General features: G+C 66.4%; 16 protein-coding genes. 12 read left to right on the top strand and 4 right to left on the bottom strand.

Going from position 1 to position 13,606, the window contains the following annotated elements:
- The first annotated feature begins 1 nt into the window (after nucleotide 1).
- Complete coding sequence (hda, locus tag TGR7_RS11260) at nucleotides 2-703, top strand: DnaA regulatory inactivator Hda (protein WP_012638805.1); 702 nt, start codon at nucleotides 2-4, stop codon at nucleotides 701-703.
- A 44-nt stretch (nucleotides 704-747) separates the two neighbouring features.
- Here the strand turns inward: hda and TGR7_RS11255 are convergent, their stop codons facing one another.
- From TGR7_RS11255 to arsC, 3 genes are read right to left on the bottom strand one after another with little or no spacing between them, the layout of a single operon-like run.
- Nucleotides 748-1,101, bottom strand: a complete 354-nt coding sequence (locus TGR7_RS11255) for a DUF2069 domain-containing protein (protein WP_012638804.1) — start codon at nucleotides 1,099-1,101, stop codon at nucleotides 748-750.
- Nucleotides 1,098-1,715 (bottom strand): NAD(P)H:quinone oxidoreductase, encoded by a 618-nt coding sequence (gene wrbA, locus TGR7_RS11250; RefSeq protein WP_012638803.1) that lies wholly within the window; start codon nucleotides 1,713-1,715, stop codon nucleotides 1,098-1,100. Before wrbA ends, TGR7_RS11255 begins: the two co-directional genes overlap by 4 nt.
- Nucleotide 1,716: 1 nt before the next feature.
- On the bottom strand, nucleotides 1,717-2,079 hold the full coding sequence (arsC, locus tag TGR7_RS11245; RefSeq protein ID WP_012638802.1) for an arsenate reductase (glutaredoxin): 363 nt from the start codon (nucleotides 2,077-2,079) through the stop codon (nucleotides 1,717-1,719).
- 128 nt (nucleotides 2,080-2,207) lie between these two features.
- On the opposite strand from arsC, the gene TGR7_RS11240 reads away from it, so the two are divergent.
- From TGR7_RS11240 to TGR7_RS11230, 3 genes are all read left to right on the top strand, one after another.
- Nucleotides 2,208-2,513, top strand: a complete 306-nt coding sequence (locus TGR7_RS11240; protein ID WP_012638801.1) for a DUF4398 domain-containing protein — start codon at nucleotides 2,208-2,210, stop codon at nucleotides 2,511-2,513.
- A 224-nt stretch (nucleotides 2,514-2,737) separates the two neighbouring features.
- Complete coding sequence (locus TGR7_RS17770) at nucleotides 2,738-3,208, top strand: LysM peptidoglycan-binding domain-containing protein (protein WP_012638800.1); 471 nt, start codon at nucleotides 2,738-2,740, stop codon at nucleotides 3,206-3,208.
- Between the two features lie 97 nt (nucleotides 3,209-3,305).
- Nucleotides 3,306-3,593: an acylphosphatase gene (locus tag TGR7_RS11230; RefSeq protein ID WP_012638799.1), complete on the top strand. Its 288-nt coding sequence runs from the start codon at nucleotides 3,306-3,308 to the stop codon at nucleotides 3,591-3,593.
- Nucleotides 3,594-3,689: 96 nt separating this feature from the next.
- Here the strand turns inward: TGR7_RS11230 and TGR7_RS11225 are convergent, their stop codons facing one another.
- Nucleotides 3,690-4,565 (bottom strand): HDOD domain-containing protein, encoded by an 876-nt coding sequence (locus tag TGR7_RS11225; RefSeq protein ID WP_012638798.1) that lies wholly within the window; start codon nucleotides 4,563-4,565, stop codon nucleotides 3,690-3,692.
- A gap of 154 nt (nucleotides 4,566-4,719) precedes the next feature.
- Between TGR7_RS11225 and TGR7_RS11220 the strand changes: the two genes are divergently transcribed.
- From TGR7_RS11220 to ruvB, 8 genes are all read left to right on the top strand, one after another.
- Nucleotides 4,720-7,068: a DUF1631 domain-containing protein gene (locus TGR7_RS11220; RefSeq protein WP_012638797.1), complete on the top strand. Its 2,349-nt coding sequence runs from the start codon at nucleotides 4,720-4,722 to the stop codon at nucleotides 7,066-7,068.
- A 210-nt stretch (nucleotides 7,069-7,278) separates the two neighbouring features.
- Entirely contained in the window at nucleotides 7,279-9,057 is a 1,779-nt protein-coding gene (gene aspS / locus TGR7_RS11215) for an aspartate--tRNA ligase (protein WP_012638796.1), read from the top strand.
- Nucleotides 9,058-9,138: 81 nt separating this feature from the next.
- A complete protein-coding gene (gene nudB, locus TGR7_RS11210; RefSeq protein WP_012638795.1) occupies nucleotides 9,139-9,585 on the top strand; it encodes a dihydroneopterin triphosphate diphosphatase in 447 nt (148 codons plus the stop codon).
- Nucleotides 9,578-10,207 (top strand): esterase/lipase family protein, encoded by a 630-nt coding sequence (locus TGR7_RS11205; protein WP_012638794.1) that lies wholly within the window; start codon nucleotides 9,578-9,580, stop codon nucleotides 10,205-10,207. The genes nudB and TGR7_RS11205 overlap by 8 nt, the downstream gene beginning before the upstream one ends.
- A gap of 169 nt (nucleotides 10,208-10,376) precedes the next feature.
- Nucleotides 10,377-11,126, top strand: coding sequence for a YebC/PmpR family DNA-binding transcriptional regulator (locus TGR7_RS11200; RefSeq protein WP_012638793.1), 750 nt, complete (start codon nucleotides 10,377-10,379; stop codon nucleotides 11,124-11,126).
- A gap of 110 nt (nucleotides 11,127-11,236) precedes the next feature.
- Complete coding sequence (gene ruvC / locus TGR7_RS11195) at nucleotides 11,237-11,776, top strand: crossover junction endodeoxyribonuclease RuvC (RefSeq protein WP_012638792.1); 540 nt, start codon at nucleotides 11,237-11,239, stop codon at nucleotides 11,774-11,776.
- The gene (gene ruvA / locus TGR7_RS11190; protein WP_012638791.1) at nucleotides 11,773-12,378 is read left to right on the top strand and encodes a Holliday junction branch migration protein RuvA; all 606 of its coding nucleotides are present in this window, start codon (nucleotides 11,773-11,775) and stop codon (nucleotides 12,376-12,378) included. The genes ruvC and ruvA overlap by 4 nt, the downstream gene beginning before the upstream one ends.
- Before the next feature lie 150 nt (nucleotides 12,379-12,528).
- Nucleotides 12,529-13,590 carry a Holliday junction branch migration DNA helicase RuvB gene (gene ruvB, locus TGR7_RS11185; RefSeq protein WP_012638790.1) on the top strand — a complete coding sequence of 354 codons (1,062 nt, stop codon included), beginning with the start codon at nucleotides 12,529-12,531 and terminating at the stop codon, nucleotides 13,588-13,590.
- The last annotated feature ends 16 nt before the right edge of the window (nucleotides 13,591-13,606 follow it).

Here is a 13,606-nt window from a genome sequence, read left to right as displayed (position 1 = left end):
CATGCAGGCGCGCCAGCTGACCCTGGACGTGACCCTGCCGGACGGGTCCGATTTCGATGCTTTCCACGCGGGTGCCAACGGCCTGGCCCTGGACAGCCTGCGCGCCCTGGCCCGGGGCGAGGGGGAGCGCCAGCTCTATCTCTACGGCGAGCCCGGCAGCGGCAAGACCCACCTGCTGCAGGCCGCCTGTCACGAGGCATCGCTATGGGGGCGCCGCGCCGCCTACCTCCCCGCCTTCCTGCTGCGCCAGGGTGGCGCACACGCACTGGAAGGTCTGGATCAGCTGGATCTGGTCTGCCTGGATGGCATCAGTGCGCTAGTCGGGTGTGTGGAGACCGAGACGGGCCTGTTCAACCTCATCAACGCCTCGAGGTGCCGCGATACCCGGCTGGTGCTTGCCGATACCCATGCCCCGCGGGCCCTGTCGGCGGCGCTTCCCGACCTGGGCTCACGCCTGGTCTGGGGTCCGGTGTTCCAGCTACAGCCTCTGGATGATGCCGGCAAGCGAGCCGTGCTCGTGGAACGCGCCCGGCGCCGCGGCTTCGATCTACCCGGGGAGGTGGGGGAGTTTCTGCTGCGCACCTGTGCCCGTGATCTTGCCACGCTCATGGTGCAACTGGAGCGTCTGGAACAGGCGTCCCTGCGGGATCAGCGCCGGGTGACCCTGCCGTTCGCCCGGGCGGTTCTGGGGGAGGGGGGGTGAAGTGGGAAGTGTGAATTTGGAAGTGCGAAGTTAAGTCCCACTTCTCACTTCACTTGTCTTTCCCGCCGCGACATCCGCGGATACAAGGCGCTGCCCGCCATCCAGGCCAGGCTGAGCAGGACCATGAGCCAGCCGTAGAGCTTCTCGACCGGTTCCCCCGCGGCGTGAAACACCCCGATCACGAAGTAGGGCATGGCCAGGTAGCTGGCCCAGGCGTGGGTGTAGGCGCGCCCGGCCAGCATGCCCCGCAGTGGGAATACCAGGGGCACCAGCAGGATCGCGAGCACCAGGGCGCGGGGCAGCACCTGGGGCGGGAACAGCCAGGCATTCCACACCAGGATCAGCAGGAACAGGCCCAGCAGCCCGGAGATGGCGCTGAAGTAGCAGATGCGGCTCAACGGGACTCTCCCTGGTGCAGGGCCAAGCCCAGGGCCTGGGCCGTGCGGGCGATGCGCTCACCCAGGGCGTGGCACAGGTGACGTTCGTCCTCGCTCAGGGGCAGGTCGCCCTTGGGCCCGGCGAAATGGCTGGCGCCGTAGGGGGTGCCGCCGGTGCGGGTCTCGGTCAGGGCCGGCTCGGTGTAGGGCAGGCCCACCAGCAGCATGCCGTGGTGCAGCAGGGGGATCATCATGCTGAGCAGGGTGCTCTCCTGGCCGCCGTGCAGGGTGCCCGTGGAGGTGAACACCCCGGCGGGCTTGCCGGCCAGGGCGCCGGAGAGCCACTGGCTGCCGGTCTGGTCGAGGAAATACTTCATGGGGGCGGCCATGTTGCCGAAGCGGGTGGGGCTGCCGATGGCCAGCCCCGCGCATTCCTCCAGGTCCTGGGTCGTGACGTAGGGCGGACCCTCGGCGGGGATCTCCGGGCTCACCGCCTCGCAGGTGGCTGACACCGGCGGCACGGTGCGCAGTCGCGCCTGCATGCCGGAAACCGACTCCACGCCCCGGGCCACGTGCCGGGCCATCTGCGCCGTGGCGCCATAGCGGCTGTAATAGACCACCAGGATCTCGGTCATCTCAGAGGATCTCCAGCACCTGCTCCGGCGGGCGCCCCAGGGCGGCCTTGTCGCCGTGGATCACGATGGGGCGCTCGATGAGTTTGGGGCGCTGCACCATGGCGCGGATCAGGGTCTCGCGGGTCAGGCCCGGGTCGTCCAGGTCCGCCTCGGCATATTCGGGTTCCTTGCGCCGCATCAGCTCCCGAGGCTCCATGCCGAGCATCTTGAGGATGCGGTCCAGTTCCTCGGCGCTGGGCGGAGTCTTGAGATACTCCACCACCCGGGGCGAGATGCCCCGGGATTCGAGCAGTTGCAGGGTCTCGCGGGACTTGCTGCAGCGGGGGTTGTGGTAGATCAGGACGGGGGCTGGCTGTTCGGTCATCGGGCTGCCTTCTGCTTTCGGTGAATCAGGTGCGGACCTGGGGCGTGTCTTGACGGCATGGGGGGTGGGTGATAGCGTCGGGAATCAACCTTAGTCTCCACCCGCCTATTACGCCCGAATCCTGCCCCATGTGGAGTCAACGACTGCGTACCGCGCTTGTGATCGCATTATACCTGTCGGTGCTCGCCCTTGCCGGATGTGCCGCCACCGCCCCTGTCCAGGAGATGAGTGACGCGCGCCAGGCCCTGCGGGCGGCGGAGCAGGTGGGTGCCCCCCAGCGCGCCGCGCCTACCTACGAGACGGCCCGCAGCCTGCTCGAGTCCGCCGAGAGCCTGTTGCAGGCGGGCGAATACCGGGCCGCCCGGGACAAGGCCGAACAGGCGCGCAGCGAGGCCCTCAAGGCACGCCAGGAGGCGCTGGACGCGATCCCCTGATATTTAAGCCCCTGAGCGCGTCGGGTCTGAGCAGGAGGGATTGCATCGGAATATGGCACCGTTCAGAATTCTCCCAACACCCGATCATCGTCCCGATGAGCCGTTCCGTGACGTGCGTCTCTGCTTGTTCTTGACGCCTCAAGTTTTCCGGTGTTAGCTTGGATACACGTAGTGCCGTGTTGTATGCCCGCTCAAAGAATTCCCAAAAATCAGGAGCTTTTGACATGAATACGAAACAGCTGCGGCTTGTCCTTGCCGGCGCCATTGCCCTTGGGCTGACCGTCGGATGTGCCTCCACCCAGCCGGCCCCGGAACCCGAACCGGCCCCGGCCCCGGCGCCTGCTCCGGCCCCCCGTGCCGAGCCTGCTCCGGCCCCGGCTCCGCCCCCGGCGGCCCCCACCACCATGACCTACGAGGTGGTGCGCGGTGACAGCCTGTGGAAGATCTCCGGTCGCAGCTCCGTGTACGGCAACCCGTACCAGTGGCCGCTGATCTACAGGGCCAACGCCTCCCAGATCCGCGACGCCGACCTGATCTTCCCCGGCCAGCGCCTGACCGTGCAGCTCAACCCCTCCAGTGCTGATGTGGATGCGGCCGTGAACCACGCCCGCACCCGTGGTGCCTGGGAACTGGGTCGCGTCGAGAGTTCCGATCTGCGTTACCTGGATCAGTACGGCCTGCGCCCCATGCGCTGATCCGGCATCACCTGATGCAGAAAAAGGCCCGCCCTGTGCGGGCCTTTTTTGTTTCTGACCCGGATACTGGCATGAGCCCATCAACGGTACACCTGACATGTCGTCCCATTTCGAGAAACACTGCGCCCGGAGATTTCTGGTAAGCGGCCGGGTGCAGGGGGTCTTCTACCGCGCCTCCACGCGTCGGGAGGCGCAACGCCTGGGTCTGTCCGGCCATGCGAAAAACCTGCCGGACGGTCGTGTGGAGGTGCTGGCGGCCGGACCCTGCGCAGCAGTCGATGAACTGGAGGCCTGGCTCTGGCAGGGTCCGCCGGCAGCGCAGGTGGATGAGGTGCTGGCGGAGGAATTCGCGGGCGAGGTGACGGAGGGATTCAGGACGGGATGAGATTCATAATTCAAATTCAAGATTCAAGATTCAAAATTCAAAGGGAAAACCCACGCGTCCTCACCTTTGAATCTTGAATCTTGAATTTCGAATCGCTTATTTAGCCTGCGGCAGGATCACATGCAGTGTCTCCATGAATTGCATGTTCACGTCACGCCAGAGGTCCTCGGTGATGTCTTCGTCGAGGCCGAGGGTCTTCCACACGCCGGGATGAGGCATGCTGGCGAAGGCGCCGAACTCACTGAAGCTGCCCTGGTCGGTGCGGTTGGCCAGGGTGTCGGCCAGGTGCACGATGGCCACTTCCATGTTGTTGGCGGTGGCGCCCGGTCGGTGGTGGAAGGCCACCGCCTGCTGCAGGCTTTCCGGCAAGCCCCACATCTCCATCAGCGCGCCACCCACCTCGGCATGATCGAAGCCGATCAGTTCCCGCTCCTGCTGGGCCAGCACCTCCTCGTTGCCGCGTGCCGCGAGCAGGGAGTCGCGCAGGATGTCCGGATACCGGTGATACAGCACCAGGCTGCCGATATCGTGCAGCAGTCCGCCCACGAACAGTCGTTCCGGGTGCAGCACATGACAGCGCTGCGCCAGGTTGCGGGCGATCAGCGCGGTGAACACGCTGTGGCGCCAGAACACGGCGATGTTGACCAGTTCGCTGGGCAGTTTGGAGAAGGTCTTGGTGGCGCTCACGGCCAGCGCCAGGTGATAGAGGGCGCGCTGGCCGATGATGGAGATGGCCCGGCTCACGGTCTCGATGCGGTGATTGAGGCCGTACATGGCGGAGTTGGCCATGTGCAGGATGCGCGCACTCAGGTTCGGGTCCTGCATGACGATCTTGGCCAGGCTTTCCGCCGTGCTCTTGGGGGACTCCATGTCCTGGCGCAGGCGGATGATGATCTCCGGTGGCGAGACCAGCGCCGAGAGGTCCTTCAGCAGATCCTGAATTTCCTGCCTTTTGTCGGAAACCGAGCTCATAAGTCTGATTTACCTCTCGCTTTCGCTGGTATGCGATGGCTGTTTGGAGACACTATGGGCTATAAGTTTGGCAAGTCAACCAGGTTTTGCAGGGCAGCGTGATCTCCCGGGGGCATCTACATCGGGGGATCGTCAACTGTCAGGAGAGTCAGTCATGAGCGACGGCGCGAGCGAAAAAGTAGTTCCCTTTGATGTGGCTGCACGGCGTGAGTCGCCGGGCTCCGCCATGCAGATCATCGGGCGTTGCCGCAATCTCACCACGACCCACCTGGAGCGTTTCCTCAAGGAGATGCTCGACAACACCGACGACGCCCTGTTCAAGCTGGCCGACCAGGCCGAGGACAATCGCACCCAGAGCGAGTACTTCGACGCCATGCGCGAGGTGCGCCTCAAGCGCTCCACCATGGAGTCCGAGTACCCATCCCAGCTGGCGCGCGCCTTCGACTCGTTTCTCCAGGCCGGCCCCAGCGCCGCCGCCAAGCTGGCGAGCGCAGGTGAGCTGGAACTCTCCCTGGTAGGTCAGGAGGAACTGGAGGAGAACCTGGCCCTGGAAGGCATGATCGCCAAGGCCAGCCGCGTCAACAAGGCGGAGCTGGAGGCCCTGACCCGTCGGCTGGTGGTGGCGCTCAACCGTCCCAAGCTGTCCGAGGATGCGCATCCCCTGACCCCCATGTCCCTGTGCGAGTCCTTCCGCAGCACCATGAAGGTGCTGGACGTGGACCTGCGGGTTCGGTTGATCATCTACAAGCTGTTCGACAAGTACGTGGTCGGCGCGCTGCCGGCGCTGTATCAGGAGATCAACCGTGAGCTGGCGGAGCGCGGCCTGTTGCCCGAGCTCAAGACCACAGCGACGGCGGCACAGACTCGTCGCCGCGTCAGTCCCTCCCAGTCCCGCGAAATCGATGACGAGCATGAGCCGATTGCGGGCGAAATGGCGGATGCCGGTGAATTGCTGGCCGCCCTGCAACAGCTCGCGGCCAGGGGTGGCAGCCCGATGTTGCCCGGGGTGACATTGGTGGATTCCAAGTCCCTGCTCAGCGCCGTGCCACGCATCCCGGTGATCACCCCTGCCTCCGGCAGCGTATTCACCAGCGCCGAACTCAAAGATGTGGTGCTCACTGCAGTCAACAACGGTGATCCCACCGGCCTGGCCCTCAATCGCATGGACGAGACGGCCATCGACATCGTCGCCATGCTGTTCGACTTCATCTTCGATGATCCGGCGCTGCCCGCACCCATCAAGGAGTTGATCGGTCGTCTTCAGATCCCGGTGCTGCGGGTGGCCATCAGCGACAGGACCTTCTTCAGCCGCAAGAAGCATCCCGCCCGTCGCCTGCTCAACGAGCTGGCCCGTGCCGGTATCGGCTGGACCGAGGCGGAGGAGCGTGAAGACGGTCTGCGTACCCGCATCCAGTCGGTGGTTGATAGACTGGTCAATGACGCCTCCGGTGACACGAGTCTGTTCGAGCAGGAACTGGTGGCCTTCCAAGAATGGTGTCAGGATCAGAGCGAGCGTGCCGCGCAGCGCGAGGAGCAGAGTGCCCTGGCGGCCCAGGGTCGTGAGCACCTGCGCGTGGCCAAGGGCGTGGCCGAGGAGTCCATCGCCCGTCTGCTGGAAGGGCAGACCCTGCCCGAGCCCATCACCCAGTTGCTCAAGACCACCTGGAAGGACCTGCTGGTTCTCATCTATCTCAAGGACGGCCAGCACGGCAAGCTCTGGCAGAAGGCCCTGAACGTGGCCTCGCTGCTGATCTGGAGCCTGCTGCCCAAGTCGAGCCAGGCGGAACGCGAGCAGTTGACCGGCATGCTGCCCTCCCTGCTCAAGGCCCTGCAGGAGGGCATGAACCGCATGTCCTGCAGCGAGACCGAGCGCCAGGGGATCATCGCCCTGCTGGCCCGGGAACATGCCCGGATCGTGCGCGATCCCGAGCTCGACCTGGACGTGCAGTCCGTGCCCGCTGTGGAACATGCAGAGCACGATGCCCGGCCCGTCGAGCAAGCCGCGGCCGAGACTGTGCGGCCCGTGGATGCCGCTGTGGCAGCGCCGTCTGTCCAGGAGACGAGCACCGACGCCGAGACCGATGGGGCGAGCGACGGCCGCTCCTTCATGGCGCGCAAGGTGGCCGAGATCAACCGGCTCATCTCCGACGGCCGATTCAAGGTCTACGAGGAAGTGGTGATTGGCGAGGCCGGTGCGAGCGAACCTGTGGATGAGGACCAGTACGTCCAGCAGGCCCGCGAAATGGAGGAGGGCACCTGGCTGGAATTGACCGATGCCGACGGCCAGCCCCTGCGTGCCAAGCTGTCCTGGAAGAGTCTGATCAGCGGCAAGTACTTCTTCGTCAACCGACAGGGCCTGAAGGTCAAGGAAATGACCGTCTACGGGCTGGGCGCGGAGTTCCGCGCCGGCCGGGCCCGTGTCATTGAGGATGTGCCGGTGTTCGATCGGGCCATCAGCACCCTGATGGCCAGTCTGAGCAAGAGCGGCGCCCCGGCCCTGTGATGCAAGCGGCGCGGCGCGGGGCTGATCAGGCCCCGCGCCGCGCCGTTTTCGCGTTCCCTCCGCCCCGGGCGCGAGTTGCGCCGTTGCAGGGCAGGCCGTACCATTGCTCCCTTTTCGGTTCCCGCTCCCGGCGCGGTCTCCCGTGCGCCGCGCCCCCTGCCGTTTCGGCACCCGTCGGGGCGGATCCCCATCGTTCATAAAGGGCTGGAAATGCGTAGCCATTACTGCGGTTCTGTCAACGAGTCACACTTGGACCAGGAAGTCACCCTGTGCGGATGGGTCAACCGGCGCCGGGACCACGGCGGCGTGATCTTCATTGATCTGCGTGACCGGGAAGGCCTGGTTCAGGTGGTGTTCGACCCGGACCTGCCCGAGGTCTTCGCCACCGCCGAGCGGGTGCGCAGCGAATACGTGCTCAAGGTGAAAGGCCGTGTGCGCCGCCGCCCCGCCGGCACCGAGAACCCGGACCTGCCCACCGGCGCCATCGAGGTGCTGGGCCGCGAGTTGACGGTGCTCAACAGCGCCGAGACGCCCCCCTTCCAGCTGGACGAGGACGAGGTCAACGAGGAGACCCGCCTGCGTTACCGGTACGTGGACCTGCGCCGGCCAGCGATGCAGAAGCGCCTGCAGATGCGTGCCCGGGTGTCCCGCACCCTGCGCCGCTTCCTGGAGGACAACGGCTTCCTGGACATCGAGACCCCGATGCTCACCAAGGCCACCCCCGAGGGTGCCCGGGACTACATCGTGCCCAGCCGCACCCATCCCGGCAGCTTCTTCGCGCTGCCCCAGTCGCCGCAGCTGTTCAAGCAGCTGCTGATGATGGGCGGCATGGACCGCTACTACCAGATCGTGCGCTGCTTCCGGGACGAGGACCTGCGCGCCGACCGCCAGCCCGAGTTCACCCAGCTGGACATCGAGACCTCCTTCATGGACGAGGAGGGCATCATGGGCCTCATGGAGGAGATGGTGCGCGAGCTGTTCGCCCAGGTGCTGGAAGTGCCCCTGCATACCCCGTTCCAGCGCATGAGCTACGCCGAGGCCATGGCCCGTTACGGCTCCGACAAGCCGGACCTGCGCATCCCGCTGGAGCTGACCGAGCTCACCGACATCATGGGCGAGGTGGACTTCAAGGTCTTCTCCGGCCCCGCCAGGGACCCCGCCGGCCGAGTGGCCGCCCTGCGCGTGCCCAAGGGCGGCGAGCTGTCCCGCAAGGACATCGACGACTACACCCATTTCGTCGGCCGCTACGGTGCCAAGGGCCTGGCCTACATCAAGGTCAACGACCTCAATGCCGGGCGCGAGGGCCTGCAGTCCCCCATCCTCAAGTTCATGCCCGACACGGTGGTGGTGGAGATCCTGGGCCGCACCGGCGCCGAGGACGGCGACCTGATCTTCTTCGGCGCCGACAAGGCGCGTATCGTGAACGAGGCCCTGGGCGCCCTGCGCGTGAAGCTGGGCCACGATCTGGGCCTGGTGGAGCGTGGCTGGCGGCCGCTGTGGGTGGTGGACTTCCCCATGTTCGAGCATGACGAGAAGGAAGGCCGCTGGGTGGCCCTGCACCACCCCTTCACCGCTCCCCGCGTCGAGCGTCCCGAGGAACTCACCGGCAACCCCGGCGAGATGATCTCCCGGGCCTACGACATGGTGCTCAATGGCACCGAGGTGGGCGGCGGTTCCGTGCGTATCCACACCACCGCCATGCAGCAGGCCGTGTTCAACCTGCTGGGCATCGGCGAGGCCGAGGCCCGGGATAAGTTCGGCTTCCTGCTGGACGCCCTGAAATACGGCTGCCCGCCCCACGGCGGCATCGCCTTCGGCCTGGACCGTCTGGTCATGCTCATGACCGGCAGCCAGTCCATCCGCGACGTGATGGCCTTCCCCAAGACCCAGACCGCCCACTGCCCGCTCACGGACGCGCCCGCCGAGGTGTCCGACGCGCAGCTGAAGGAACTGAGCATCCGGGTCAAGAAGCAGACCGCAAGCGGTTAGTGACAAGATACAAGAGGCAAGGGGCAAGAGACAGGTGAAAAGCGGTTTTTCTTGTCTCTTGCCTCTTGTATCTTGTCTCTCGTGTTTCCTAAACGCCCCGAATCGGTCCTGATCGTCGTCTACACCCAGGGCGGCGATGTGCTGCTCCTGCGCCGCCGCGAGCCCCCGGATTTCTGGCAGTCGGTGACCGGCAGCCTCGAGTGGGGCGAAGCGCCGCTGCAGGCCGCCCGCCGGGAACTCTTCGAGGAGACCGGGCTCGGCGCCGACGGGCTCGTGGATTGTCACCTCCAGTACCGCTTCCCCATCCACACGGCCTGGCGGCATCGCTACGGCCCCGATGCCCATGAAAACCTGGAGCATGTCTTCCTGCTGCGCCTGCCGGAACCGGTGCCCGTGCGCATCGAGCCCCGGGAGCATACGGAATACCGCTGGCTGCCCGCGGCCCAGGCCGCCGAGTGGTGCTTTTCCTGGAGCAACGCCCGGGTGATCCGCGAGCAGGTCCTGGGGGAAGGCGGACGCGATGCGTGAGGCGGTGGTCTTCATCCACGGGGCGTGGATGACGGGGCTCGAGATGACCCCGCTGCGCCGCCGCCTCGCCCGTGGGGGTTTCTCCTGCCGCCAGTTCAGCTATCCGAGCCTGCTGGCCGCGCCCGAGGACAACGCGGCCCGCCTCAACCGCTTTCTCAGCGGGGTGGAGGCGGACGTGGTGCACCTGGTGGCCCACAGCCTGGGTGGGCTGGTGCTGCTGCATCTGTTCGACCGCTATCCTGTGCAGCGCCCCGGCCGCGTGCTCATGCTGGGCACCCCGATCAACGGCAGTCGCACCGCCGCCTGCTTCGCCCGCACGCCCCTCACCCGCTGGCTCCTGGGGCGCAGCATTCGCCGGGGTCTGCTGGGCGGCGCGCCGCGCTGGAAGGGTGGACGGGAACTGGGCATGGTGGCGGGCCACCGGGGCTTTGGCATCGGCACCCTGTTCTGCCGTGCCCTGGAGCAGCCCAACGACGGCACCGTGGCCCTGGCCGAGACGCGTGCGCCGGAGATCAACGCCCACCTGAGCGTGCCCTACGGGCATTTCGCCATGCTCTGGTCGGCGCCGGTGGCGGACGCGGTGGCGGCCTTCCTCAGGACCGGCGATTTCGCCGCATCCTGAGCCTGGGTTAAACTAGCGTGATGATTTCAGGGCCCCCGTGATGCGCTGTGCGCACGGAGGGTTCGGCCCGGGGTCGGGCCTCCTACGCGATCAGGGATCAAGGTAGGAGCGGCGACCTCGCCGCGAATCTCCCCCAATCCAACCGAACCACTCTGCGAGACAGACCTCCATGGCCGGACACAGTAAATGGGCGAACATCCAGCACCGCAAGAACGCCCAGGATGCCAAGCGCGGCAAGCTCTTCACCAAGCTCATCAAGGAGATCACCGTAGCGGCCCGCATGGGCGGCTCGGACCTGAACTCCAACCCCCGCCTGCGCCTGGCGGTGGACAAGGCCCTGGACGCCAACATGACCAAGGACACGGTGGAGCGCGCCATCAAGCGCGGCGCCGGTGAGCTGGAAGGGGTCAACTACGAGGAGATCCGCTACGAGGGCTACGGCCCCGGCGGCGTGGCCATCATGGTCGACACCATGACCGACAACCGCAACCGCACCGTGGCCGAGGTGCGCCACGCCTTCACCAAGTGCGGCGGCAACCTGGGCACCGACGGCTCCGTGGCCTACCTGTTCGAGAAGCAGGGCGTGCTGAGCTATCCCGCGGGCAGCGACGAGGACCGGATCATGGAGGTGGCCCTGGAGGCCGGCGCTGAGGATGTGGCGGTGGGTGACGACGGCTCCATCGAGGTGATCACCAACCCCGACGACTACGAGGCAGTGCGCGCCGCCATGACCGAGGCCGGTCTCAAGCCCGAGCACAACGAGGTCACCATGCGCGCCGGCACCGCCGCCCCCGTGGACGTGGAAAGCGCACCCTCCCTGCTCAAGCTCCTGGACATGCTGGACGACCTGGACGACGTGCAGAATGTATATACGAACGCTGATTTCCCGGACGAAGTGATGCAGGCACTTGAGGCCTGAGGGTTTATACAAACTATGGTTGAACAGTGGCAAGTCTCAAGTGGCAAGTGGCAAGGGAAAACCAGGGGTTCCTTGCCACTTGCCACTTGCCACTTGCCACTGCGCATACAATGCGCATCCTAGGCATCGACCCAGGCTCCCTGGTCACCGGCTTCGGCATCGTCGACAGTGACGGGCGCAGGAGCGTCCACGTGCACAGCGGCTGCATCCGGGTGAAGGGGGAGGACCTGGTGGTGCGCCTGGGCCGCATCTTCGACGAGGTCAGCCTGCTGGTGGAGACCCACCGTCCCGAGGTCCTGGCCATCGAACAGGTGTTCGTCTCCCGCAATCCGTCCTCCGCCCTGAAACTGGGGCAGGCCCGGGGCGCGGCCATCTGCGCCGGGGTGCGCGCCGGCCTGCCGGTCTCCGAATACAGCCCCACGTCCATCAAGCAGGCGGTGGTGGGCACCGGCGCCGCCAGCAAGGAACAGGTCCAGCACATGATCACCATGATCCTCTCCCTCAAGGACGCACCGGCCGCCGACCAGGCCGATGCCCTGGCCGTGGCCCTGTGCCACGCCCATACCCAGGCCACCGTGAGCCAGATCCCCGAGGCCCTGCAGGGCCTCGCCTTCCGCTCCCGGGGCAGCCGGCGGAGGACCCGGCGATGATCGGGCGCCTGCGTGGCGAGTTGGTGAGCAAGCAGCCCCCCTTCCTGCTCCTGGACGTGCAGGGGGTGGGCTACGAGATCGAGGCGCCGCTTTCCACCTTCTACGACCTGCCCGAGCCGGGCGGGCAGGTCACCCTGCACACCCACCTGCACGTGCGCGAGGACGCCCACGTGCTCTACGGCTTCGCCAGTGAGTCGGAGCGCGCCCTGTTCCGCAGCCTGATCAAGGTCACCGGCGTGGGCGCCAAGATGGCACTGGCCATCCTCTCGGGCATGACCGCCAGCGAGTTCTCCCGCTGTGTCATGGATGGAGACGTGGCCTCCCTGGTGCGCCTGCCGGGCATCGGCCGCAAGACCGCCGAGCGGCTGGTGGTGGAGATGCGTGACCGCCTGGGCAGTCTGCCCGCCGCGGTCACGCTGACCGGCGGCAAGCCGGCCGCCGCGGCCGCCAGGGCCCCGGACCCGGTCAGTGACGCCGTCTCCGCCCTGGTATCCCTGGGCTACAAGCCCCAGGAGGCCAGTCGCCTGATCAGCGCCGTGGAGGGGGAGGCGGAGCGTTCCGAGGACCTGATCCGGCTGGCCTTGAAGGCAACGCTCAAATAGAGCGCAGATACAAGAGGCAAGATTCAAGAGACAAGAAAAGACCAGGGGTGAGAAAATATTTCTATCTGACAGGCTGTTGTCGTTCTTTTTTCATGTTTTTTCTTGTATCTTGCCTCTTGTATCTTGCCTCTGTACCCCGTTGACCCCCTTATGCCCGAACGCTTGATTACCCCCAAAGGCTCCAGGGATGACGAAGCCGCTGATTTTTCCATCCGCCCCCAGCGGCTGGCGGACTACGTGGGTCAGCCAGCGGTGCGCGAGCAGATGGAGATCTTCATCGGCGCGGCCCGCGCCCGGGGTGAGGCCCTGGACCACGTGCTCATCTTCGGGCCGCCGGGTCTGGGCAAGACCACCCTCTCCCATATCATCGCCCACGAGTTGGGTGTGAACCTGCGCCACAGCTCCGGCCCGGTGCTGGAACGGCCCGGCGACCTGGCGGCGCTGCTCACCAACCTGGAACCCCGGGATGTGCTGTTCGTGGACGAGATCCACCGTCTCTCGCCGGTGGTGGAGGAGGTGCTCTATCCGGCCATGGAGGACTTCCAGCTGGACATCGTCATCGGCGAAGGTCCGGCGGCGCGCTCCATCAAGCTGGACCTGCCGCCCTTCACCCTGGTGGGCGCCACCACCCGCGCGGGGCTGCTGACCTCGCCGCTGCGCGACCGCTTCGGCATCGTGCAGCGCCTGGAGTTCTACAACGTCCAGGACCTGACCCGCATCGTGCAGCGTGCCGCCGGTATCCTGGGAGTAAGCATCGAGCCTGCCGGGGCCGCCGAGATCGCGCGCCGTTCCCGGGGCACGCCGCGCATCGCCAACCGCCTGCTGCGCCGGGTGCGCGACTACGCCCAGATCAAGGCCGACGGCGTGATCACCGACCAGGTGGCGGACCGCGCCCTGGACCTGCTGGACGTGGACGTGCAGGGCTTCGACGCCCAGGACCGGCGCCTGCTGCTGGCGGTGATCGAGAAGTTCGACGGCGGCCCGGTGGGTGTGGACAGCCTGGCGGCAGCCATCGGCGAGGAACGCGGCACCATCGAGGACGTGGTGGAGCCCTATCTCATCCAGCAGGGTTTCCTCATGCGCACGCCCCGCGGGCGCATGGCCACCAGCAACGCCTACCGCTATTTCGGACTGCCCGCGCCCAGGATGACCGGTGTGCCCGGGGACCTGTTCGGCGCGCAGGAGGAGGGCGGCGGTGAAGGCAAACTGTGAACCACGCCTGTGACTT

The sequence above is a fragment of the Thioalkalivibrio sulfidiphilus HL-EbGr7 genome (genome assembly GCF_000021985.1).
GTDB lineage: Bacteria > Pseudomonadota > Gammaproteobacteria > Ectothiorhodospirales > Ectothiorhodospiraceae > Thioalkalivibrio_A > Thioalkalivibrio_A sulfidiphilus.
This window is presented reverse-complemented; position numbering and strand designations above follow the sequence as displayed.